Source organism: Mucilaginibacter sp., assembly GCF_036568825.1.
In the GTDB taxonomy this organism is placed as follows: Bacteria; Bacteroidota; Bacteroidia; order Sphingobacteriales; family Sphingobacteriaceae; genus Mucilaginibacter.
On the sequence record NZ_DATCRU010000056.1, the window covers coordinates 79,095 to 100,710 of the forward strand.

A 21,616-nucleotide genomic window follows, 5' to 3' on the forward strand; every position below is an offset into this window, starting at 1 on the left:
TTAAGTCAAATTGTCTTTTTGAGGGGATAATTGACTTAAGACTTTTAACTTTAGACTCCAGACTTCAAAAATGAGGGATAGCACATCATCAAAGGAAAAGCTGCTGAAAAAGATCCGCAAGGCTTTGCTGGAGAAACGGGATAACCCTTACCCTAGCCTGGAAGACCTTCCACATTATCCTCCCACAGATGAGTTACTCGAAGTGGTTTTTGCAAAAGAATTTACTGCTGTATCAGGTCAGTTTGTTTTTTGTGAAGACGAAGTACAACTGATCGAAAACCTGCTCAATCTGGCCGATCAGCATAAATGGCATAAAATATATTGCTGGGAACAGGCTTTACAGGATATATTGACCCGCTTTGACTTTCCATATTTTGAAACAGATAAAGATTTTGAACAAGCTGAAGTAGGTATTACTTTGTGCGAAGCATTAGTAGCGCGTAATGGCAGTATCATGCTCTCAAACTCAGGTGTGGCGGGCCGTAGGTTGAGTATTTATCCTCCTGTACATATTGTATTAGCTTATTCATCACAATTGGTTACAGATTTGAAAGACGGCTTTAAGCTGATCAAAGAAAAATATAAAAATCAAATACCCTCGATGATCACTACAGTTACAGGCCCAAGCCGTACTGCTGATATCGAAAAGACTTTGGTATTAGGTGCCCATGGCCCTAAAGAACTTTTTGTGTTCTTGCTTGATGGTTAAGCGATTAACCATCAATTATTCTTTTATGTAGGGTTTTTCCACATGACTTTTCTTGGTTTTCAACATAAAATACCGTGAAAACACGGTGTATCTTTTTGTCGCAATGCTCGTATATTGTGGCAGGTAATAATTAACCCTAACTTAAACACTATGGCATCAACTTCTGACATTCAAAGCCTGATCGCGGAATACAGGCAACAAAACACAGCAGAAGGAGGACCCGGATTAAAGACTCCGGATGGATCTTTCCTTAATGGTTTTTACATCGACCGAAAAACCATAAATGACATTCTTGATAGTGATCCTAATATCTCAGGTATTAGTGTTCAAATAGCCAAGGACCCTTCGGCTACCGGAAAACCAGACAACATTTTTACAATTTTCTTAATTGGCGCGATAGGTGATCAGCCTCCATTTACTGCTAACGATGGTGGTCCAATAGGCGCCCCCCCTCCATGCCCGCCATGGTGCACTAAATAAGTCTTATATTATAAATGAATATCCAGGAAATAATAAGTTTCTTACTACTATTTATAGTTCTATGTATTGGAGTGGTTTGCTATTCAAAGCTGACCACTCCTTTCAGGCTTTTGGCCCTTTCCATTCCAGCAACTCTAATACTAGACTCGCTATCAAAAGTTTCAGCCCATCTATACAAAACCAACGCCTGGGTTTTGCACCTGGAATGTTTGGTTTTGTATGTGTTTTACTCGTCTGTATATTACCATCTTTTTCAGCGTCGGACAACGAAGAAGGTTGTTTTGGTATTAACACTCGCTGTCGTTGTTTTTGCTATTGTAAATGCGCTATTTTTACAGCCAGTGGAAAAAAAGACATTCCCTTCGTACTTGTACCTGGTTACTAATACGATGCTGGTTATATATTCATTGCTTTTATTTAAGCAAATGCTGCTTTACCCGGTTAGTATAAGAATCACCAGCCAGGGTGTTTTTTGGTTTAATACCTCCATGCTGTTCTTTTCAACAACAATGTTCCTAAATTTGGGGCTTATTAACTATTACGCCAAACTTACAAAAGGCGACGACGCTATTTATTATTTTTGGTACGGTAGTTATTATATATTATATATTTTAACAGGAATAGCCATCCTGTGCAATTACAAAGAAAAAGGATCCAAGTATGCCTGATGAAAACGTGCGAATAGTTGTATTTTCAAGTGCAGCCCTGTTCGCGTTTATTGCTTTTTTCATTATATACTTTGTGATATTATACCGCAACAGGCAGCTAAAAAATAAAAAAGAACAAGAAAGACTGCAGGCCACTTTTAAACAGGAGTTGCTTAAAACGCAACTGGAAGTACAAGAACAAACATTAAATTATATCAGTACTGAGATACATGATAATATAACACAAGTACTTTCATTCGTTAAACTGACGCTTGGGAATATAGCTGGGGGCGTTGAGGAAGAAAAGAAGGGCAAGGTACTTGAAACACGCGAACTGGTTGCTCAAAGTATTACCGACCTGCGCGATCTTTCTAAAAGCTTAAGTTTTGAGCACATTGCTTCACAGGGACTGATAAGGACGATTGAAAAAGAAGCAGAACGTATAAATAAAAGTGGTCTTATTGAAGTCGCGCTGGGACAGGAGGGTAACTCTTATTCGCTGGGCGAACAACGGGAGTTAGTGCTTTTCAGAATATTCCAGGAATCGCTGAATAATACGCTTAAGTATGCAGAAGCGAAGCATTTGAAAATCATGTTGCAATACGATGCTGATTTGTTTACTTTAACGCTCGAAGACGATGGTTCTGGTTTCTCAACCGAAACTCTTGAGAATAAAAGTGGTTCGGGATTGAGAAACATTGAAAACAGGGCGGCCATGATAGGCGGTGCTGCGACTATTAACAGTTCGCCAGGTAATGGCTGTAAAATAAAAGTTATCCTAAATCCTTTAAAACAACAATTATACTGATGGAGGAACCCATCCGCATCGCACTCGTAGATGATCACCGCTTGTTCAGAAGCGGCATAGCCTCTCTTGTCGAGGATTTCGACAGGTATACCATCATATTTGAAGCTGGTGACGGCGAGGAAATGATACGCAAGATCAATCCTAAAAAGAAGCCGAATATCATCCTGCTGGATATCAGTATGCCTAAAATGAACGGCATAGTTACCGCTAAATGGCTTAGGGATAATCACCCTGATATCAATATCATCGTTTTATCCATGTTTGAAGACGCCGAAAAGGTATTGACCATGGTAAGGATGGGTGTTAAAGGGTATTTATTAAAAGATTCGGAGCCGCATGAATTTGAAGATGCGCTTACCAGGGTTTCGCGCAGTGAAGTTTATTATCCCGAATTTGTAACCCGTCATTTAGTTGACAGCATTAATATTGATTATAACCTGATCAAGCTAAACAGTCGTGAAGTGGAATTTCTAAAACTTGCTGCCACCGAACTCACCTACAAAGAAATCGCCGACCACATGTGCATCAGCTCGCGCACAGTGGATGGTTACCGCGACCAGCTTTTTGAAAAACTTCAGATAAAAAGCCGAATAGGCCTGGTACTTTACGCAATAAAACATAAGCTGATAGACTTGTAATTTGCTAAAAATATTAGCAAATTTGCTCTATGTCACACGAGGAGAATGAAGAGTTTTTTAAGGGCAGGGGCGCACAGGTTAACACCCACAACAAGTTTCTGAAAAACAAATATGTGCTGGAGCATATCGAGGGATTGGATGAACAATTCCTTGAAAATACAGCCACGCAGATATTTGAAGAAACACCGAAAAAGATCGTAAGCGAATCTAATAGCCCCGATCTGAGCCATATGTTTTCAATCAATCCCTACCAGGGTTGTGAGCATGGCTGTATTTACTGTTACGCACGGAACACGCATGAGTATTTTGGTTTCAGCGCCGGGTTGGATTTTGAGCGTAAGATCATCGTCAAACGTAACGCGGCAGAATTGCTGGAACAGTACTTTAATAAAAAAAATTATCAACCTGTATGCATGCTTCTGTCAGGCAATACGGACTGTTATCAGCCTCTTGAACGAAAATTGAAGATTACACGCTCACTTCTCCGGGTATTTTTGCAATACCGTAACCCGGTAAGTATTATTACCAAAAACAATGTTATCCTTCGAGACCTCGATATTCTGGGAGAATTGGGTAAAATGAACCTGGTGCATGTGAATATATCCATCACTTCACTAAATGAGCAGCTGAGGCAAAAGCTGGAACCCAGAACCGTTACCGCAAGCGGAAGGTTAGGGGTAATCCAGAAACTGACGGAAATTGGCATACCCGTACGTGTAATGGCCGCACCGATCATCCCTGGATTAAACAGCAGCGAGATACCCGCCATTATTAAAGCAGCGGCTGATCGTGGTGCGTTAGCAGCGGGCTTCACCATAGTAAGGCTGAACGGCAGCATTGCCGAGATATTTTCCGACTGGATACACAAAGCATTTCCGGACAGTGCCGAAAAGGTATTGAATATGATAAAAGCCTGCCACGATGGTAAGTTAAATGACAGCGATTTTGGAAGGCGAATGAGTGGTGATGGTAATATTGCGCAATCCATTCACCAGATGTTCCGTATGTCTGTAAATCGCTTCATGGGCGACAGGGTAATGCCGGAATTTGATTATACTTTGTTTGTGCCGAAGGGTGGGAGGCAAACCAGCCTCTTCTAAGCAATAATAAAAAGGATGTCATGCTGAGCTGAGTCGAAGCATGGTGGGGAGGTCTCACGCGCCGCACTTCGACAGGTTCAGTGTGACGCCCAACGCAAAATATTCCCGGATAAGACTTGCGAAGTTTTTAAAACTTCGTAAGTCGCTTTTCCATTATTAACTTTTCAATAAGTATTCCAAGACCTATCCCAACAGTGTAGCATAAAAGATCGCTCCACAAAAATGTGTCACCCAATACTAATCTGCCAAATAATGTATGCCGCAAATTATTAATCCATGGCGCTTTATAAAGCTGGCTAAACTCGATACCAAAGCAAAATAGCAAACTGATCAGCACAACGAATTTTGTCTTTTTACCAATAAATAGAAATCGAACTATGAAATAAACCATCGTAGCCCACAAAATATCGCCGATAAATAGAGGGATAAAAGTAAAATGCCGGGAGAGAAGGCCTATGATTATTGTGATAATGATTAAGATAAAGTAGGTTAATCTCTTATGCATTTCCTATCAAAATAAATCTGCGCGATTACTAATCAAATCACGCAATCAACCCAATCAGTCCACATCAACGGCACATAAAAAAAGCGCCTTTAAGGCGCTTTCTCATTCGTATATCGTATTGCAATCAGGCAGTTTCTGCTTCCAGTGCCATTTGCTCGTCAACCAAAATACGGCCGCAGTGTTCGCAAACAATGATCTTTTTGCGCTGGCGGATGTCCGACTGGCGTTGAGGCGGGATCTGGTTAAAGCATCCTGAACATGAATCACGTTGAATAGTTACTACAGCTAAACCATTCTTAGCGTTTCCGCGAAGACGGCTGTAAGCAATCAGTAAACGCTCTTCGATATTTTTTGAAGCTTTTTCAGCTTCAGCGTTCAGTTCGTTTTCTTCTTTTTCTGTTTCAGCAGTAATAGTGCCTAATTCTGCTTTTTTAGCATCCAGGTCAGCACGACGGCCTTCCAGGTCAGCTAATGCTTTTTCGTAGATCTGGGTTTTGGTAGTGATCTCGTAACCATATTCCTTGATCTTCTTTTCGCTCACTTGTATATCCAGGCCCTGTATTTCAACCTCTTTAGAGATGGCTTCATACTCGCGGTTGTTTTTTACTTCGTTAAGCTGCCCTTCGTATTTTTTGATATTGGCCTGTGCTTCCTTGATCAGGTTTTTGCGGGTTACAATATCATCTTCCAGGTCGTCCAGCTCGTTTTTTATTTTCTGAATACGGGTTTCCAATCCTTCAACATCATCTTCCAGATCAGCAACTTCCATAGGCAGTTCACCTCTTACCTGGCGTATCTTATCAATCTTGGTGTGGATGGTTTGTAGTTCGTATAAAGCTTTCAGCTTTTGTTCTACGGTTTGTTCCATTAAATAAAATATTTGACGGGGTTTGTATTAATTTCTGTTAAACGGACGGCAAAGTTAGCAAATTTTTTTCTAATTATTTCATACAATAATTGTTGCGTAAATTGCTCACTCTCAAAATGTCCGATATCTGCAATTACCAGCTTTCCTTCAGCATCAAAAAACTCGTGATATTTATAGTCGGCAGTTACAAAAAAATCCGCTCCGGCGGCAATGGCATGTTTCAATAAAAAGCTTCCTGATCCACCACAAACAGCTACTGTTTTAACGTTTTTTCCGGTCAATGTAGTATGCCGGATCACATGGGCATGCATTTTTTCCTTTAATTCGAACAGAAATTCCTCTTCATCCAATGGCTCATCAAACTCCCCTATCATCCCCGAACCTACTTCCTGGTGCTGATTTGTCAAATGGTATAGATCATAAGCGACTTCCTCATAAGGATGCGCCAGGAACAATGCCATCAGCAATTTACTTTCAAGTGTAGCCGGATAAATAGTCTCAATTCTTACTTCATTTTCATGATGACGAACGCCCGGCTCACCAACATATGGGTTTGTATCATCTCCGCCTTTGAATGTGCCGGTTCCTTCAGCGTTAAAGCTGCATTCGCTATAATTGCCAATATTACCTGCCCCGGCATGGAATAATGCATTTCGAACTTGCTCGGCTTTGTCTTCCGGTACATAAGTCACCAGCTTTTTAAGCAGGCCATTTTTAGGAGATAATATCCTGAGATTCTTCAATCCCAAAGTTTCACAAATGCGTTCATTCACGCCATTCATCACATTATCCAGGTTGGTATGTATGGCATAAATGGCAATATGATTGCGAATGGCTTTTTCTACCACACGCTCCACGTAAGTCTTACCATTCAATTTCTTTAATCCACGGAAAACAATAGGGTGATGCGATATGATCACCTGGCAGCCTTTGGCAATGGCTTCATCAACAATAGCCTCAGTACAATCCAGTGATATCAGCGCCTGCGACACCTCCTGGTCTGGATGACCGACGATTAAGCCTGAATTATCATAATCTTCCTGGTAAGCCAGCGGAGCGAGACTTTCGAGGTAAGAAGTAAGGATGGATAATTTCATAATAATAAACACTAATTACACGAATTGGAACGAATTGAATAAACACGAATTACTCGAATTTAATTAGTGCAATTCGCATTCGTTCGTGAAATTAGTGCATATTCTTATTTCATCCAAACCACTTTCTGCTCCGATTCATGCTGCTGCGCGATAATATCACCATATAAGTCAGGCCTGCGGGCTTTAATGTAACGGTAGCCTCCTGCATCAGTTAATTTATCCGGCGTTATTGTTGCAATTACGATTTCGTTATCAAAGCTTCGGCATTCCGCAATCACATCACCAAACGGATCAATGATCATCGAGCAGCCGTTTTTCAGCTGGTCATCATCCATGCCGATCGGGTTGGAGAATATAGCATAAAGGGCATTGTCATAAGCACGTGCCGGCAGCCATTTCATCAACCATGCGCGGCCTTTTAGTCCGTCAAATTCTTGACGTAATGTAGTTGGATCGGCTTCCCTATTCTCCCATAATTTCGGATCAACAAAACCTGCTCCCGGTCTTGTAGACGGCGTGCACATGGTGACATGCGGCATAAACACAATGTCGGCCCCAAGAAGCTTCACCGCTCTAACGTTCTCGATAATGTTATTATCATAGCAGATCAGGATGCTGCATTTCCAGCCAAACAGATCGAAGATCACATACCGGTCACCGGGTGTAAGGTGCGGATTGATGAACGGGTGCAGTTTATGGTAATTTGCGATCAATCCGTTTTTATCAACGCATACCTGTGTTTTATAAAGTTTGTCATCGGCATCTTTTTCAAAAAGCCCGGCCAGGATCACTATATCATATTCTTTGGCAATGGCTATTAGTTGCGTTACGCTTGGTCCGTCAGGAACAAACTCGGCAAGATCCAGCATTTGCTCTTTTGAAAGATGCCTGGCAAAGCTGTACCCGTTGATAGAGCATTCGTGAAAAGCAACCACATCGGCACCCTTGTGTGCGGCCTGAGCAGTAAGCTGCCGTATCATCTCCAGGTTATAGGATTTATCACCGCTGCGGTTCTCAAATTGGGCGGTGGCAATTTTTATGTTTTTCATTTGATTTTGGTTGAGCCCGTTAGTGTAGCCATTGGACAATTTTGATGATCAAATATATAACGAGGTTGATCAGAATTAGTGTAGTGACCGGGAAATAAAATCGAAAATTATCCCGCTCTATGCGGATATCGCCGGGCAAGTGCCCGAACCATTTAAGGCTTCCTCCAAAAAAATAAATAAAAACACCTGATACCAATATGACCGCGCCTATCAGTATCAGGTATTTGCCCAACTGGTTGTCCATTGTTACTATTGTGCACCCATCTTAGCCATCTGGTGGCTTTCATATGCCATTTTGCGGTTGTAATCTAATGCCATGTCTTTATGGTTTACCAGGTCTACAATTGTTCCTACCAAACACAGGCCGCCGGTGAAAAGATAAAGAAGACCCATACCAATTTGACCCAATAAAAACCTTTGTATGCCTGCAACGCAAAAGAACCCCAAAATTGTAAAAAGTAAAACATCCTGCGGGCTTTTTCTTTTAGTTGCATATGACATGTAAAAATATTTCTGCTGATTTTCATTCAGATCAGCAGTAGCTTGCTGAATGTAAGCCAGCTCTTCGGTTGTCATTCCTGATAGCCCCATATATGGGCTTTGATTCATATCCATGGTGATTTGTTTTTAAGTTCAGTCAAAACTAATATAGAACTAAAAGTTTTGAAACACAAAATTGGCAGGGAGTACAGCCTCGTCGGTAAATGGCGGAATCTTATCGGTATATCGGGTATGATTTATAATGAATAATTCTTTGATTAAAAAGCGTATATATCCTGTAAAGAATGATGCCCAGCGCGGGTATCCCAAACCAATGTGCATGCCATGATTTACTGATATTACCGCGAAACAGCCATGATATAGAATGTCCCAAACCACAACCGGGACACCACGTGAAGCCTAAAGCTTTAAACGGGCAAAGGCTGAAATGTGCCGGTCCGGAAGGTTCAGTAAATGCCAAAGCTGTGAGTGCAGCAATCCAGAATATAAGTTCGAAATATCTTGAAAAAAGGAGCTTAACCAACTTTTTTTGATTTGCTTATCAATAACAAAGTTACTGCAAGTGAAGATAAAACACCTATAAGCAAGGCTGCAAAAATACGTCCGGAAAAGTCACTCCAGTTAGATTTTTGCGCATTAGATACCCAGTTGATGTAAACGATACCTATAAAAACGACGAAGATGCCTGCTACGATCAATATCTTAAAAGCTTGTATTAATCCCTCAAGAAAATTCATCTTTCCCCCGAGGTCATTATCCCGGTGTCGCTTTACGCCAATGTACAAACCAACAATAGGAATTAAAACAGAAACAAACTCAATTGGGTTGACTTTGTCGTTCGAGAATTGAAGACCCATCTTAAGCATAATAAACAACCACAGTCCGCTCAATACTCCAATAATTAATCCGGGAAACAAAGCATTTTTCATAATAGTTGTGTTTAAAAGGTCATGGCATCGGGTTAACAAGTTTATTAAAGCGGTGCGATCGATTAGGTGATTTAATGGTTATATAAATATACGTGATATAAAAGTATTTTCAACTTTACTTAAAAAGTAATTTTCATGTCAATTGTTTTTAACTGCTACCGGTTTTCAGCATAAAAAGTTGTCTGTGTGCAACAAAAAATACCTTTTTGTTATATTTGCGCCAGTTTGAACATCCGTGATATTTTAGAGCTTTATAAGACTGATGAGCGGGTTGAAGCGTTGGCGAAAGCGCTGAACGCTGGCAAAGACACCCGGATTCAGTTGCGTGGTTTGGTCGGATCAGGAGATGCGACCGTGGCGGTAGCTTTGTATTTTTTGCAGCACCCCAATATGATATTTGTGCTGCCCGACCGCGAGGAAGCCGCTTATTTCCAGGCCGATCTGGAAAACCTGACCGGGAAAGATGTACTGCTTTTCCCATCATCCTATCGTAAAGCATTTGAATTTACACAACCCGACAGCAGCAATGTGCTTGCCCGCGCCGAGGTATTAAATGAGCTTAACCATTCTTCAGAGTTTGGCCGACTGATAGTTACTTACCCGGAAGCTCTGGCTGAAAAGGTAATAGATCGCGACTCGCTAGCTAAAAATACACTGGAGATAGCCGTAAATAATAAGCTTAGCATTGATTTTATTAACGAATTCCTGATCGAATATGATTTTGAACGCGTTGATTTTGTGTACGAACCGGGACAATTCTCTATTCGTGGTGGTATTGTCGATATCTTTTCTTTCTCGCATGACCTACCTTACCGGGTAGAATTCTTCGGTGATTTTATTGAGTCCATCCGCACCTTTGAAGTAGAAAGTCAACTATCGGTTGAGCAGGTAAAAACTATCACTATCGTTCCGAATGTGCAATCCAAATTCCTTACAGAGCATAATATCTCCCTTCTGGAATATGTAGACACAGGCTCGCAACTTTGGATAAAGGATATTCAGCTCACATTGGATGTGATCAAATCAGGCTATAAGAAAGCCATTGAGCTTTGGAAAGCCTTATCATCCGACGAAAAGGAGAAAAACCCGGAGTGGATCGACCCGAAATTTGGCTTTACAGATGAAAAGCTAATCGGCGATCAACTGCATGATTTCCCGGTTGTAGAGTTTGGCAAACAATTCTTTTACCAGGATGCGCAGGCAATTAACTTTGATATGCGTCCGCAGCCATCTTTTAACAAAGATTTCAGCCTGCTGATCCATAACTTTAAAAATAACGAGGCTGAACATATCCAAAATTATATCCTGACCGATTCTGCGCGTCAGGTAGAACGTTTATATGCGATCCTGGAAGATCTGGACAAAACGGTAAAATTTACTCCAATCAATATATCGATACGCGAAGGATTTGTAGACCGTGAACAAAAACTGGCCTGCTATACCGATCACCAGATATTTGACCGTTACTATAAATACAAACTTCGCAAAGGATACCAGCGTACGCAAGCCATTACCCTGAAAGAATTGCGTGAGTTAAAACCGGGTGATTTTGTAACACATATTGATCATGGGATCGGCAAGTATGCGGGCCTGGAAAAGGTAGAAGTGAACGGCAAAATGCAGGAAATGATCCGCCTGATCTATGCGGATAATGACCTTTTGTACGTCAATATCAACTCGCTTAATCGTATCTCTAAATACAGTGGTAAAGAGGGAACCGTCCCCAAAATGAATAAACTGGGTACCGATACCTGGGAGCGTTTAAAAAAAACCACAAAAAAAAAAGTTAAGGACCTAGCCCGCGACCTCATAAAGCTCTACGCTTTACGTAAAGCTAAAGAGGGAAAGGCTTTTTCTCCCGATACTTATCTTCAAACAGAACTAGAAGCATCCTTTATTTACGAGGATACCCCAGACCAGGAAAAAGCCACCGCCGATCTGAAAAAGGATATGGAATCACCACACCCGATGGACCGGCTGATTTGTGGTGACGTAGGTTTTGGTAAAACTGAAGTCGCCATCCGCGCTGCTTTTAAAGCTGTTGCTGATAGTAAACAGGTGGCTATCCTGGTGCCGACTACCATCCTGGCAGCACAACACTATAAAACATTTTCCGATCGCTTGAAAGGTTTCCCATGTAACATCGATTATGTGAATCGTTTTAAATCAACCAGGCAGATCAAGGAAACTTTAGAGAAACTGAAGGAAGGCAAGATCGATATAATTATCGGCACGCATCGCCTGGTAAGCAAGGATGTAAAGTTTAAGGACCTGGGCCTGATGATCATCGACGAGGAGCAGAAATTCGGTGTATCCACCAAAGAAAAGCTAAAACAAATGCGGGCCAACGTAGATACATTGACATTGACCGCAACCCCGATACCGCGTACACTGCATTTCTCTTTAATGGGCGCTCGTGACCTTTCCATCATTTCCACTCCACCGCCAAACCGCCAGCCGGTGGTAACGGAATTACATGTATTTAATGATAAGCTGATAAAAGAAGCTGTTGAATATGAGATCGGTCGTGGTGGGCAGGTGTTTTTTATCCATAATCGTGTAGCCGACCTGATGCAGTTAGGCGGATTGATCCATAAACTAGTTCCTAAGGCACGGGTGAGTATTGCGCACGGACAACTGGAAGGCGATGACCTGGAAGATGTAATGCTCAAGTTTGTGAATGCAGAATATGATGTGCTGGTAGCAACCACCATCATCGAAGCCGGTTTGGATATTCCGAATGCGAATACGATCATTATCAATCATGCGCATATGTTTGGTTTGAGTGACTTGCACCAGATGCGTGGGCGTGTGGGAAGAAGTAACAAAAAGGCATTTTGCTATTTGCTGAGTCCGCCCTTATCAACGCTGACTTCAGAAGCCCGCAAACGCCTGAGTGCTATCGAAGAATTCTCAGATCTGGGCAGCGGCTTTAATGTGGCTATGCGCGATTTGGACATCCGCGGCAGCGGTAACCTACTGGGTGCCGAGCAAAGTGGTTTTATAGCGGAGATAGGCTTTGAGATGTATCACAAAATTCTGGATGAAGCCATACAGGAATTGAAGGAAGATGAATTTAAAGGCCTGTTCCAGGAAGAAAAGCCAAAACCATATATTTCCTTTACGCAGATCGATACTGATATGGAAATACTCATTCCAGATGAGTATGTAACCAACATTGCCGAACGCTATAACCTGTATACCGAACTTTCCAAACTGGAAAACGAAGTGGAATTGCAGGCATTTGAAAAACAACTAAACGACAGGTTTGGCCCGGTGCCACCGCAGGTAAGCGATATGCTGAACACCATGCGCCTGCAATGGCTGGGTAAGGCTATTGGGTTTGAGAAGATATCACTGAAAAAGAATGTGCTTCGGGGGTATTTTATAGCGAGTCAGCAATCGCAGTATTTTGAAAGCGATATGTTTAAGCAAGTATTGCAGTTTGTTCAATCTAATCCCCGCCGCACTAATTTAAAGGAAGTAAAGAACTCACTTCGGATTAGTATTGATGGGGTGAATAGTATTGATGAGGCAGTTCAGTTGCTGGAAGAGATTGCGGAACCGGTTGGAGTTTAATTTGTCTGAACCATGATTTGTCGGATTCAGCGATTATCATGATTAAAGCCCAGTTCACCAGAGGCTATCAAATCGCCTATACTATGCGCCGTTTCTATCAAATTCCTTTCTGTGTTGGCAATTGCGGTTGGCATATCGATAAATTCCCGGTTGATCGATAATAATACATCAAAGTGTTTTTGAAGTCCCGCATCTGGTTTAGTTGGTATCCGACCCGCCAGACCAACAACAGGGATATGTCTTTTCTTTGCCTCAAAAGCAACTCCATAAGGCCCTTTTCCCTGTAGCGTTTGTGTATCGATGCTACCTTCACCCGTAACAACTAGGTCCACATTTTTTAAGGCTTGGTCAAAGCCTGTCAGCGATAAAAAATATTCAATACCATTTACCAGTTTAGCATTGAGCCAGGTATATAATCCGGCTGTTGCACCGCCCGCTGCGCCGCCATGTTTTATGGCGGTCATATCTGTACCGAGCTGTTCTTTTGAAACAGCGGCGAACTTGGTAAGGAACTCATCCAATAACTTCACATCAGAAGGCGAGGCCCCTTTTTGCGGGCCGAAGATCGCTGCGGCTCCTTCCGGACCTAAAAGTTTATTGTTGACATCGCAAAGAATAACAATTTCTGTATCATGTATTCGCCGGTCAAGCCCTGCATCATCGATCTTAACCATTTTCAGTAACTCATCCGGAATTGCTTTTAAACGCTTTCCGTCTTTATCCAGAAAATCAATGCCCAGCGCTTTCAATATACCACATCCACCGTCTACTGTAGCTGAGCCACCCATTGCAATGATGATCTTGTTTATCCCTTTATCTAATGCAGCGTTGATGAGCTCGCCTGTTCCATAGGAGGAGGTTTGCATGGGATTAAGCTCTTCCTTTTTCAGCAAGCGCAGACCTGACGCATCGGCCATTTCAATAACGGCTGTTTTTCCATTATCGATCAATCCGAAACGGGAATCTATCTTTCGCCCTAGCGGGTCGTGAACTTGTTGAGATACGATAACACCTTTGCAACGTTCTATAATGAGGCTGCCTGTACCATCGCCACCGTCGGCAATGGGAAAACATTCGGTAGTACATTCCAAGCGGCTTTCCTTTAATCCCTGCTCAATTGCCTTTGCCACTTGTATGGCATCAAGGCTATTCTTAAAAGCATTCGGAGCGATGAGGATATGCATGTCACCAGATTTTAGATAAAATATAAACGGTCGCCAGCGTGATGATTCCCATGAATAAGGTTGATACGGTATAAACTTTAAGCATGGTTTTCATGTTGATACCGGAGAACCGCGAGATCACCCAAAAATAAGCATCATTAGCATGCGAAACCGTCATTGATCCGGCACCCATTGCCATTACGCAGAACAATTTACCATTTTCAGTGTCCAGACCCAATGCCGACAGCAAGGGCAATACCAACGACGAAGCCGTAATAATAGCAACAGTCGACGAACCCTGCGCAGTTTTCAAAACGGCTGTAAGCAGGAACGGGAAGAATAATCCCATTGTCGCCAAAGACATAGATTGGCTCAGGTGATCGCCTAGTTTGGTGGCTGTTAAAATTGCCCCAAAAGCACCACCCATGCCTATCACCACCAATATACTTCCGGCTTTTTCAACAGAATCCTGAAGGATTTTGCTTAACTCGTTTTTATGCCAGCCGTGTTTACAATTGAGGGCCAGTAAGACACCAATCAATAATGCGATAACCGGATCGCCCAAAGCAAATACTGCTTTTACCCAACCTGGATATACTGCAATGCCTTTGGTTAAAAAAGAGCGGATAGCAATAAGGATGATTGGTACAAACACCGGGAGGCATGCTTTTAATAAAGATGGCCCATGACCGGATTCATCTTCTTCAATATCCTCAACGATCTTATCAGGTGCATTTCGTCCGGCATAATTTGCCCACCAGTTGCCAATGAGCATGGCAGGTATAGCAGCTATTGCACCGATCAGAATGAGTTTACCAAAATCAACCCCAATAGTTGCGGCGGCGGCTGAGGCCCCCGGATGCGGCGGCACCATGCAATGAACGGACAATAAGCCAGTCGCCAGTGATACCGACATTGTCGCGATGGATATACCTGTTCGTTTGGCCATCGAACGGTTCAGTCCGCTTAAAACTATATAACCCGAATCACAAAATATAGGCAGCCCAACAATGAATCCCGTAATGCTCATTGCAAGCGGCGCGAAGCGTTTACCCATTCGTTTTAAAAGGAAATTGGCCATTACGGTTGTGCTTCCGGTATACTCCAGTAACAAACCCAAAGTGGTGCCCAAAACGATGATTAGTCCTAAATTTTTGAGGATATTTCCGAAACCGTCTTTAACCGTGCCGAGCACATCAGAAACAGACATTCCTACCCCCAAACCAACCAGCATACATGCCAGGAACAACGAGAAGAAGGCAGGAATTTTATAACGGGTAGAAAGGATAACAATAAGCGCAATGCCAGCTACCAGCAAAGTAAGGATGTAGGCCAGTGAGTGGGTCATTGGTTAGCGGGCTTTCCAGATTGAAACTGTGACAGCAAATTATTTTCTTAATCAAAAATTACCAAATCACTTTTATCATATCGCCATACAACTTGAACTTATCATCAGCGGATAAAATAATTGCTTCTTCTGTGATAGCTGTTGCAATTAATAATCTATCGAAAGGGTCCCGGTGATTTTCTAATAAAGGTATTGTAGCGTAGATATAAATATGAGAATTCTGAATGTTTAAGAACGAAAAACTGTCTCTTAAAGCCTGATTGTAAACATCTTCCATGCTTGCTGAGAAACCAGGAAGTTTACCGATCTTTTGTTTTATCGCTAGCTCAAATAAACTAACTTGACTAAATAAAATCGAGTTTTTGGGATCTGCAATCAGATCTAATATCTTTCCGGGAATTTTTGAGTAATCATCCTGAAACCAAATCAGGCAATGAGTATCTAAAAGATAACGGTTTGTTGCCATTACATATAATCTTTCAGATCGTCCAGTGGCTCATTGAAGTCGTCCGGCAAAACCATTTTACCCTTCAGGCCGCCTGGAATTCTTTTTTCTGACTTTATTTCGTTAGTGTCGGTAAGGAAAGTAATGATCACATCCGTTTTGGATTGAACCGGTGCAGCCTCATTTAACACGATGCGCCCTTTTTCATAATATCCTTTAATAGCTGTAAGCATAATCAAATATAAAAAAATCCTGCGACTTGATTATTCCTTAAATCACACTTTCTTAAATATGCCCTTCAAATTACGCCCCAACTCTTTATAATCCAAGCCATAACCCACCACAAACTCATTGGCTATTTCGAAGCCGGTATATTTTAATTCGGGTATGGTTCTTTCTAAGGCATCGGGCTTTAGCAATAGGGTGCAAACGGTAATCGAAGCCGGCTCGCGGACTTTGAGTTTTTCAATCAGGTAATGAATGGTGTTTCCAGTGTCCACAATATCTTCCACCAGGATAATATCGCGGCCTTTTATATCAATGGTCAGGTCAAAATCGTCCCTGATCTTGCGGGTGGTGGATGTACCGCCATAGTAGGAAGCCAGTTTAGCAAAGGTTACTTCAATGGGTATTTCGATCTGTTTTACCAGGTCGGCCACAAACAGGAAGCTGCCGCTCAGGATGCCTACCATTACAGGAATGCGTCCGGAATAATCGCTGCTGATCTGTCCGGCAATTTCGCCTACTCGTTTTTCGATTGATGCATAAGGAATGGATAATTCGAAAGTGAGATCGGCTACCTGGGTTTTCATTTGTTAAAAGTAGAGAATAGTATTTGAAAACTGCAATGCTAATCTTCACATAAGGTGGAATGAAAACACGGACAGTGGGAATATAAAATATTAAAAACTGGAACGTTGTGACCGATATAATTTCAAATCTTCTGTATTGAAAATTTTAGTAAATCCTTTTTCTTTAAGTCCATTGTAAAGCTCTTTGTCTCCGGTCCATAAATGACCTTTAAGGTGAATGGTTAATGCGACGAAATCTGTATCGTCGATATCAATGTCGAAAGTGTAATTTTTTGCTTTCGACCATGTTTGAGCCGGAATCAGGGATTCGTTTATAAAATGTATTCTTGCAAATAAGCGATCACGGGAGTCACTTAATTGTTCGTCGGATAATTTGGAGATACTTTTTAATTTCTTCCAGTGTTTTTGAATTTCGTAACGCATATAATCGCAGCTATAAAATTCGATTTTTTTTTTTGAATTGAGCAGTAGATCACCTATTGAATTGTTAGTATTCAACAGGCTGCTAAAAATAATATTGGTATCAATAATTATTTTCACTTAACCAATTTACTGCCTGTTTTGGCCCAGCGACCTTTTTTTATCTCCTTGGCTAATTTATCAACATCTTCTTGGGTCGCCTGTGATTTTGCTGTCGCTTCCTTATAACTCAGATAGTCGATGAGCTTTTGTAGTCCATCTGTGTTTATATAAGACGGAAGCCTTATAATCACCTCATCCTTTGTGCGCTCAATTACCATTTTTTGTGATTTTACTAATTCAAATATAATCAAAAATATTGGCGAGATAAAATGTGCATATAACAGCGGCTTATCATTTCGGACATAAAATCCTATCTTTGCGCCTCATGATTGACTACCAGGTTCATACCTTAACCAACGGTATCCGTATTTTACTAAAGCACTCGCCTTCAACTATTACGCATTGCTGTTTTGTGGTGAATGCCGGTTCGCGCGATGAGCCGGATGATAAGGCCGGACTGGCTCACTTTATAGAGCACCTGCTGTTTAAAGAAACCGAGACCCGCAACACCAACCAGATATTGAACCGCCTGGAGTTGGTAGGCGCCGATCTGAACGCTTATACCACCAAAGAATATACCTGTATCCATGCTTCACTGCTGAAACAGCACCTGGAACGCACGGTCGACCTGTTCCAGGATATTTTATTTCATTCCACTTTTCCTAAGGATGAGTTGGAAAAGGAGCGGGGTGTGATTTTGGATGAGATTGCGTCTTACCTCGATCAGCCGGAAGAAGCTATCCAGGATGATTTTGAGGAATTACTGTTTAAGGATCATGTTTTAGGGAAGAACATTCTCGGGACACCGGAGACGGTTTCTTCAATGAATAAGAAGGACATCCAGCATTTCATGACGGCCAATTACAATACCGAGGAAATGGTGTTTGCTGTCTTTGGCGATCATGACCTGAAAAAACTAGTAAAACTGGCTGAAAAATATTTTGGCGACATCAAGCCAAATCATAATAAAAAACACCGCCATAAACCTGCTGAAAGCGTGGGTCAAAAACTGAGTGTTTTTCGACCTATTGCTCAAACACATTGCATTATTGGTAACCAGGCTTATCCATCGGCGCATCAGCATAAAACCGGATTGTTATTGCTGAATAACCTGCTTGGCGGTATGGGCATGAGCAACCGCCTGAACCTGGAGATACGGGAGAAATATGGAATAGCCTACACTATCGAGTCGAATTATACACCGCTTTCAGATACTGGCATATTCTCGATTTACTTTGGTACCGACGTGGAAAAAGCAGACAAAGCATCACGATTGGTCCATAAAGAACTAAAAAAACTTCGCGATCAAAAGTTGGGTACCTTGCAACTGCACCAGGCTAAACAAAAGTTTATCGGACAGATTGCATTGGCAGAGGAGAACCGTATAGGACTAATTATATCTATGGCTAAAAGTCTGCTTGATTTCGGTTATGTGGACACTTTAGACCAAGTATTCGCCAAAATAAATGCCTGTACAGCAGAGCAATTGCTTGAGATAAGCAACGAAATTTTTGATAATAGGCTGACTACTTTGCTGTTTGTGCCGAAAGAGTAAAGGTGTATCTTTGTAAGATGAAGATGCCTATAATTGCCTATGGAGACCCGGTTTTAAGAAAAAAAGCTGTCGCTGTTGAACCGGATGAATACCCCAACATTAAACAACTGGTGGAAGATATGTTCGAGACCATGTATGGTGCACGCGGGGTTGGTTTGGCTGCTCCGCAGGTAGGTATCTCTATGCGTTTGTTCGTAGTTGATGCTACGCCATTTGATGATGACGAACCCGAACTGGCAAACTTCAAAAAAGTATTCCTGAATGCCCAAATACTGGATGAAAACGGTGATGAGTGGTCGTTTAATGAAGGCTGCTTAAGTATCCCTGATATTCGTGAGGATGTATCGCGCAAGCCTGTTATCCGTATCTCTTATTACGATGAGGACTGGAAACATCACGAAGAAACTTATAAAGGCATGGCCGCCCGCATCATTCAGCATGAATATGACCACATAGAAGGCAAGCTCTTTACCGATAAGTTGAGTCCGCTACGCAAACGCCTGATCGAAAAAAAGCTCAATGATATTTCGAGAGGGGTGGTAGATGTGGATTATAAAATGAAATTCCCTGCTGCTAAGAAAGGACGTTGATTTGAAGTCGGAAGTCTTGAGTCTGAAGTCGTAAGTAAAAATCGATTTGATAAGGACTTAAGACTATTGACTTAAGACTTAATTCCCCGAAGCACGGGCTTTATCCCCCGCTGCTATCTGGTTCATTAAAGCTCCCCAGGCTACAGGGTTCAACAATGGATTGGGTTGAAGCGAATGCTGGTTTAAGATAGCATTATGCTCATTCTGCGCCCATGAGGATGATATTTCCTGTCCGTCTCGTGGTAAGTTATTGCCCGCGGCTCTGTTGACAGCGCGCTCAAGGTTTTTGCGGGCTATTTCCAGGTCGTCATCAGCCAGCTTCATGGCCAGAAAATCCTTTCTGAATTCATCTGTAGTGGCCCAAGGGAACACCCGGAAGGTGGGCAGGTTGATTATACGCGGTTTTATATAAACTTGAGTAGTATAGGCTTTATTCAGAACATTGGCGGGTATAACAACCTGTATGTTGCCATAGCCGATGCTGGTAAATACCAGGGTATCTTGCTCATGCGCCACGAAGGAGAAGTAGCCCTCGTAATTGCTCATATAAACCTGGTTATGATTGCTGATGTTGGTGATGGTTACATAAGGCACGATCACTTTTACACTGTCGGCATTATGGATAACACCCGAGAACTGAACCAATGGCTTCTCCTTTTGCTGCGCGAAGGCTGCGGCAGCGATAAAGAATAAAAATATGCCTAATATATATTTCACCTGGTAAGGTTCTTCCTTGTTTTATACCTGACTTTTAAGAAATAGTTTCAAAAAATGTCAGACAAAAATAGTGCATTGCATTAAACCCCAATGCAATTTAACAATACTTAACAATTATCTCAAATTTGCCGGAAGCACCGCATTCGGGTCATCAATGTCGGTTAAATTGATGGCTTCTACACCCTTTACCTCTGGAACGGCCTTTTTTATAGCCTCTTCAATACCGGCTTTGAGGGTCATGATGCTCATCGGGCACGAGCCGCAGGCACCAAGTAACTTTAATTTTACAATATGGTCAGGAGTTATTTCCTCCACCGAGACATTCCCGCCGTCAGTCTCCAAATACGGACGAATCGTATTCAAAGCCTCTTCCACCTGATCTAATAAACTCATTTTAACTTATTTATATTAAACGTAAAGTTATTAATTATTTACCAAATTTCTATTATTAGCCTCGGCATTATAAATGGCCACCTGCTGGGCTACTTTTTGCGCCATTTCGGTAAACGCTTTGCTCATTGGGCTTTGCTCATCCAAAACTACCGGTTTACCTGCGTCGCCTGAATCGCTGATTCCTTTTACCAGCGGTATTTCACCCAAAAACGGTACTTCCAACTGGTTCGCTAATTTCTGACCGCCGCTGTGACCGAATATGTAATATTTATTCTCCGGTAACTCAGCAGGGGTAAAGTACGACATGTTTTCAACAATGCCAAGCAACGGCACATTGATGGCACTCATCAGAAACATACCTATTCCTTTTTTGGCATCGGCTAAAGCTACGTTCTGAGGAGTAGTAACAATAACTGCGCCAGTAACCGGGAAAGTTTGAGCTACGGTGATATGCACATCACCTGTTCCTGGTGGCAGGTCGACTACAAGGTAATCCAGTTCGCCCCAATCAGCATCATTAAATAATTGCTTTACAGCTGTCGACACCATTGGTCCGCGCCAAGGCACGGGTTGGTTTGGATCTGTAAAGAAACCGATGGACAATAGCTTAATGCCATATTTTTCAATTGGCTCAATACGCGTTTTACCATCAGCCTGGCTGGCTTTTGGCCGTGCGCCTTCCAAACCAAACATGATAGGGATGGATGGCCCATAAATATCAGCATCTATCAAACCTACTTTAGCGCCTGCTTGTGCAAGGCCCAAAGCCAGGTTCACTGCAACGGTTGATTTGCCCACACCGCCTTTACCTGATGCTACGGCAATAATATTTTTTACACCGGGTACACCGGTATTCTTTTGCGTGGTAACGCGCGAAGTCATATTAATGCTCAACTCTATATCCTTGCTGATAAAGTGTGCTATCGCATTGCGGCAGGCATTTTCTATCAATCCTTTAAGCGGACAGGCAGGCGTGGTGAGAATAACCGAAAAGCTGAGACGGTTGCCATCTATCTTGATATCCTGGATCATGTTTAGGGTTACCAGGTCTTTTTTCAGATCTGGTTCTTCCACATGGCCGAGGGCGTATAAAACTTGTTCCTGAGTTATATTCATTGCAACTACAAAGCTACTAAACCGGGCCTAAAGCTATGTCATGTT

Annotated in this window: 27 protein-coding genes; 9 read left to right on the top strand and 18 right to left on the bottom strand. The window is 42.1% G+C overall.

All coding sequences use genetic code 11. The annotated features are described in order from the left end of the window. The first annotated feature begins 70 nt into the window (after positions 1-70). The 6 genes from VIM89_RS10870 (at position 71) to VIM89_RS10895 (ending at position 4,382) form a co-directional block, all read left to right on the top strand. A complete protein-coding gene (locus tag VIM89_RS10870; protein WP_488156172.1) occupies positions 71-709 on the top strand; it encodes a LutC/YkgG family protein in 639 nt (212 codons plus the stop codon). 150 nt (positions 710-859) lie between these two features. Next, positions 860-1,189: a hypothetical protein gene (locus VIM89_RS10875; protein WP_488156173.1), complete on the top strand. Its 330-nt coding sequence runs from the start codon at positions 860-862 to the stop codon at positions 1,187-1,189. Positions 1,190-1,530: 341 nt separating this feature from the next. Then, positions 1,531-1,857, top strand: a complete 327-nt coding sequence (locus tag VIM89_RS10880) for a hypothetical protein (protein ID WP_488156174.1) — start codon at positions 1,531-1,533, stop codon at positions 1,855-1,857. Further along, positions 1,850-2,644 carry a sensor histidine kinase gene (locus tag VIM89_RS10885; protein ID WP_488156175.1) on the top strand — a complete coding sequence of 265 codons (795 nt, stop codon included), beginning with the start codon at positions 1,850-1,852 and terminating at the stop codon, positions 2,642-2,644. The genes VIM89_RS10880 and VIM89_RS10885 overlap by 8 nt, the downstream gene beginning before the upstream one ends. Further along, complete coding sequence (locus VIM89_RS10890) at positions 2,644-3,282, top strand: response regulator (RefSeq protein ID WP_488156176.1); 639 nt, start codon at positions 2,644-2,646, stop codon at positions 3,280-3,282. The genes VIM89_RS10885 and VIM89_RS10890 overlap by 1 nt, the downstream gene beginning before the upstream one ends. 29 nt (positions 3,283-3,311) lie before the next feature. Further along, positions 3,312-4,382 (top strand): PA0069 family radical SAM protein, encoded by a 1,071-nt coding sequence (locus VIM89_RS10895; RefSeq protein ID WP_488156177.1) that lies wholly within the window; start codon positions 3,312-3,314, stop codon positions 4,380-4,382. Between the two features lie 127 nt (positions 4,383-4,509). On the opposite strand, the gene VIM89_RS10900 is transcribed toward VIM89_RS10895, so the two are convergent. The 8 genes from VIM89_RS10900 to VIM89_RS10935 form a co-directional block, all read right to left on the bottom strand. Next, a complete protein-coding gene (locus VIM89_RS10900) occupies positions 4,510-4,887 on the bottom strand; it encodes a ribosomal maturation YjgA family protein (protein ID WP_488156178.1) in 378 nt (125 codons plus the stop codon). Positions 4,888-5,011: 124 nt separating this feature from the next. Further along, positions 5,012-5,755, bottom strand: coding sequence for a zinc ribbon domain-containing protein (locus tag VIM89_RS10905; protein ID WP_488156179.1), 744 nt, complete (start codon positions 5,753-5,755; stop codon positions 5,012-5,014). Further along, the gene (locus VIM89_RS10910; protein WP_488156180.1) at positions 5,755-6,852 is read right to left on the bottom strand and encodes a Nif3-like dinuclear metal center hexameric protein; all 1,098 of its coding nucleotides are present in this window, start codon (positions 6,850-6,852) and stop codon (positions 5,755-5,757) included. Before VIM89_RS10910 ends, VIM89_RS10905 begins: the two co-directional genes overlap by 1 nt. 104 nt (positions 6,853-6,956) lie before the next feature. Continuing rightward, positions 6,957-7,901, bottom strand: a complete 945-nt coding sequence (locus VIM89_RS10915) for a nitrilase family protein (RefSeq protein ID WP_488156181.1) — start codon at positions 7,899-7,901, stop codon at positions 6,957-6,959. 19 nt (positions 7,902-7,920) lie between these two features. Continuing rightward, the gene (locus tag VIM89_RS10920; protein ID WP_488156182.1) at positions 7,921-8,145 is read right to left on the bottom strand and encodes a DUF2905 domain-containing protein; all 225 of its coding nucleotides are present in this window, start codon (positions 8,143-8,145) and stop codon (positions 7,921-7,923) included. Positions 8,146-8,150: 5 nt separating this feature from the next. Next, on the bottom strand, positions 8,151-8,516 hold the full coding sequence (locus VIM89_RS10925) for a TM2 domain-containing protein (RefSeq protein WP_488156183.1): 366 nt from the start codon (positions 8,514-8,516) through the stop codon (positions 8,151-8,153). A gap of 100 nt (positions 8,517-8,616) precedes the next feature. Further along, positions 8,617-8,925: a DUF2752 domain-containing protein gene (locus VIM89_RS10930; RefSeq protein WP_488156184.1), complete on the bottom strand. Its 309-nt coding sequence runs from the start codon at positions 8,923-8,925 to the stop codon at positions 8,617-8,619. Next, positions 8,918-9,331, bottom strand: coding sequence for a DUF4199 domain-containing protein (locus tag VIM89_RS10935; protein ID WP_488156185.1), 414 nt, complete (start codon positions 9,329-9,331; stop codon positions 8,918-8,920). Before VIM89_RS10935 ends, VIM89_RS10930 begins: the two co-directional genes overlap by 8 nt. Before the next feature lie 225 nt (positions 9,332-9,556). Between VIM89_RS10935 and mfd the strand changes: the two genes are divergently transcribed. Beyond that, a complete protein-coding gene (gene mfd / locus VIM89_RS10940; RefSeq protein WP_488156186.1) occupies positions 9,557-12,910 on the top strand; it encodes a transcription-repair coupling factor in 3,354 nt (1,117 codons plus the stop codon). A 26-nt stretch (positions 12,911-12,936) separates the two neighbouring features. Here mfd and VIM89_RS10945 read toward each other — a convergent pair whose 3' ends face one another. The 7 genes from VIM89_RS10945 to VIM89_RS10975 all read right to left on the bottom strand — a co-directional run bounded on the left by VIM89_RS10945 (position 12,937) and on the right by VIM89_RS10975 (position 17,451). Then, positions 12,937-14,094, bottom strand: coding sequence for a glycerate kinase family protein (locus tag VIM89_RS10945; protein WP_488156187.1), 1,158 nt, complete (start codon positions 14,092-14,094; stop codon positions 12,937-12,939). Between the two features lies 1 nt (position 14,095). Continuing rightward, entirely contained in the window at positions 14,096-15,421 is a 1,326-nt protein-coding gene (locus VIM89_RS10950) for a GntP family permease (RefSeq protein ID WP_488156188.1), read from the bottom strand. Between the two features lie 58 nt (positions 15,422-15,479). After that, the gene (locus VIM89_RS10955) at positions 15,480-15,887 is read right to left on the bottom strand and encodes a type II toxin-antitoxin system VapC family toxin (RefSeq protein ID WP_488156189.1); all 408 of its coding nucleotides are present in this window, start codon (positions 15,885-15,887) and stop codon (positions 15,480-15,482) included. Next, the gene (locus tag VIM89_RS10960; RefSeq protein WP_488156190.1) at positions 15,887-16,099 is read right to left on the bottom strand and encodes a DUF2281 domain-containing protein; all 213 of its coding nucleotides are present in this window, start codon (positions 16,097-16,099) and stop codon (positions 15,887-15,889) included. Before VIM89_RS10960 ends, VIM89_RS10955 begins: the two co-directional genes overlap by 1 nt. A gap of 42 nt (positions 16,100-16,141) precedes the next feature. Then, entirely contained in the window at positions 16,142-16,678 is a 537-nt protein-coding gene (gene hpt, locus VIM89_RS10965; RefSeq protein WP_488156191.1) for a hypoxanthine phosphoribosyltransferase, read from the bottom strand. Between the two features lie 90 nt (positions 16,679-16,768). Continuing rightward, positions 16,769-17,218: a PIN domain-containing protein gene (locus VIM89_RS10970; RefSeq protein WP_488156192.1), complete on the bottom strand. Its 450-nt coding sequence runs from the start codon at positions 17,216-17,218 to the stop codon at positions 16,769-16,771. Continuing rightward, complete coding sequence (locus tag VIM89_RS10975; RefSeq protein ID WP_488156193.1) at positions 17,215-17,451, bottom strand: hypothetical protein; 237 nt, start codon at positions 17,449-17,451, stop codon at positions 17,215-17,217. Before VIM89_RS10975 ends, VIM89_RS10970 begins: the two co-directional genes overlap by 4 nt. 77 nt (positions 17,452-17,528) lie before the next feature. Between VIM89_RS10975 and VIM89_RS10980 the strand changes: the two genes are divergently transcribed. Together VIM89_RS10980 and def are read left to right on the top strand one after the other, a co-directional pair. Further along, a complete protein-coding gene (locus VIM89_RS10980) occupies positions 17,529-18,755 on the top strand; it encodes a M16 family metallopeptidase (RefSeq protein WP_488156355.1) in 1,227 nt (408 codons plus the stop codon). A gap of 17 nt (positions 18,756-18,772) precedes the next feature. After that, on the top strand, positions 18,773-19,345 hold the full coding sequence (def, locus tag VIM89_RS10985) for a peptide deformylase (RefSeq protein WP_488156194.1): 573 nt from the start codon (positions 18,773-18,775) through the stop codon (positions 19,343-19,345). A gap of 78 nt (positions 19,346-19,423) precedes the next feature. Here the strand turns inward: def and VIM89_RS10990 are convergent, their stop codons facing one another. The 3 genes from VIM89_RS10990 to VIM89_RS11000 all read right to left on the bottom strand — a co-directional run bounded on the left by VIM89_RS10990 (position 19,424) and on the right by VIM89_RS11000 (position 21,571). Next, positions 19,424-20,062 carry a hypothetical protein gene (locus VIM89_RS10990; RefSeq protein WP_488156195.1) on the bottom strand — a complete coding sequence of 213 codons (639 nt, stop codon included), beginning with the start codon at positions 20,060-20,062 and terminating at the stop codon, positions 19,424-19,426. A 114-nt stretch (positions 20,063-20,176) separates the two neighbouring features. Then, the gene (locus tag VIM89_RS10995; RefSeq protein ID WP_302902803.1) at positions 20,177-20,455 is read right to left on the bottom strand and encodes a NifU family protein; all 279 of its coding nucleotides are present in this window, start codon (positions 20,453-20,455) and stop codon (positions 20,177-20,179) included. A gap of 30 nt (positions 20,456-20,485) precedes the next feature. Beyond that, positions 20,486-21,571, bottom strand: a complete 1,086-nt coding sequence (locus tag VIM89_RS11000; protein WP_488156196.1) for an Mrp/NBP35 family ATP-binding protein — start codon at positions 21,569-21,571, stop codon at positions 20,486-20,488. Positions 21,572-21,616 lie beyond the last annotated feature (45 nt).

What these genes read in the sequence shown, in the direction of transcription:
- VIM89_RS10870 (WP_488156172.1), top strand. Translation starts at nt 71, where the DNA reads ATGAGGGATAGCACATCATCAAAGGAAAAGCTGCTGAAAAAGATCCGC.
- VIM89_RS10875 (WP_488156173.1), top strand. Translation starts at nt 860, where the DNA reads ATGGCATCAACTTCTGACATTCAAAGCCTGATCGCGGAATACAGGCAA.
- VIM89_RS10885 (WP_488156175.1), top strand. Translation starts at nt 1,850, where the DNA reads ATGCCTGATGAAAACGTGCGAATAGTTGTATTTTCAAGTGCAGCCCTG.
- VIM89_RS10890 (WP_488156176.1), top strand. Translation starts at nt 2,644, where the DNA reads ATGGAGGAACCCATCCGCATCGCACTCGTAGATGATCACCGCTTGTTC.
- VIM89_RS10895 (WP_488156177.1), top strand. Translation starts at nt 3,312, where the DNA reads ATGTCACACGAGGAGAATGAAGAGTTTTTTAAGGGCAGGGGCGCACAG.
- VIM89_RS10900 (WP_488156178.1), bottom strand. Translation starts at nt 4,887, where the DNA reads ATGCATAAGAGATTAACCTACTTTATCTTAATCATTATCACAATAATC.
- VIM89_RS10905 (WP_488156179.1), bottom strand. Translation starts at nt 5,755, where the DNA reads ATGGAACAAACCGTAGAACAAAAGCTGAAAGCTTTATACGAACTACAA.
- VIM89_RS10910 (WP_488156180.1), bottom strand. Translation starts at nt 6,852, where the DNA reads ATGAAATTATCCATCCTTACTTCTTACCTCGAAAGTCTCGCTCCGCTG.
- VIM89_RS10915 (WP_488156181.1), bottom strand. Translation starts at nt 7,901, where the DNA reads ATGAAAAACATAAAAATTGCCACCGCCCAATTTGAGAACCGCAGCGGT.
- VIM89_RS10920 (WP_488156182.1), bottom strand. Translation starts at nt 8,145, where the DNA reads ATGGACAACCAGTTGGGCAAATACCTGATACTGATAGGCGCGGTCATA.
- VIM89_RS10925 (WP_488156183.1), bottom strand. Translation starts at nt 8,516, where the DNA reads ATGGATATGAATCAAAGCCCATATATGGGGCTATCAGGAATGACAACC.
- VIM89_RS10935 (WP_488156185.1), bottom strand. Translation starts at nt 9,331, where the DNA reads ATGAAAAATGCTTTGTTTCCCGGATTAATTATTGGAGTATTGAGCGGA.
- VIM89_RS10945 (WP_488156187.1), bottom strand. Translation starts at nt 14,094, where the DNA reads ATGCATATCCTCATCGCTCCGAATGCTTTTAAGAATAGCCTTGATGCC.
- VIM89_RS10950 (WP_488156188.1), bottom strand. Translation starts at nt 15,421, where the DNA reads ATGACCCACTCACTGGCCTACATCCTTACTTTGCTGGTAGCTGGCATT.
- VIM89_RS10955 (WP_488156189.1), bottom strand. Translation starts at nt 15,887, where the DNA reads ATGGCAACAAACCGTTATCTTTTAGATACTCATTGCCTGATTTGGTTT.
- VIM89_RS10960 (WP_488156190.1), bottom strand. Translation starts at nt 16,099, where the DNA reads ATGCTTACAGCTATTAAAGGATATTATGAAAAAGGGCGCATCGTGTTA.
- hpt (WP_488156191.1), bottom strand. Translation starts at nt 16,678, where the DNA reads ATGAAAACCCAGGTAGCCGATCTCACTTTCGAATTATCCATTCCTTAT.
- def (WP_488156194.1), top strand. Translation starts at nt 18,773, where the DNA reads ATGAAGATGCCTATAATTGCCTATGGAGACCCGGTTTTAAGAAAAAAA.
- VIM89_RS10995 (WP_302902803.1), bottom strand. Translation starts at nt 20,455, where the DNA reads ATGAGTTTATTAGATCAGGTGGAAGAGGCTTTGAATACGATTCGTCCG.
- VIM89_RS11000 (WP_488156196.1), bottom strand. Translation starts at nt 21,571, where the DNA reads ATGAATATAACTCAGGAACAAGTTTTATACGCCCTCGGCCATGTGGAA.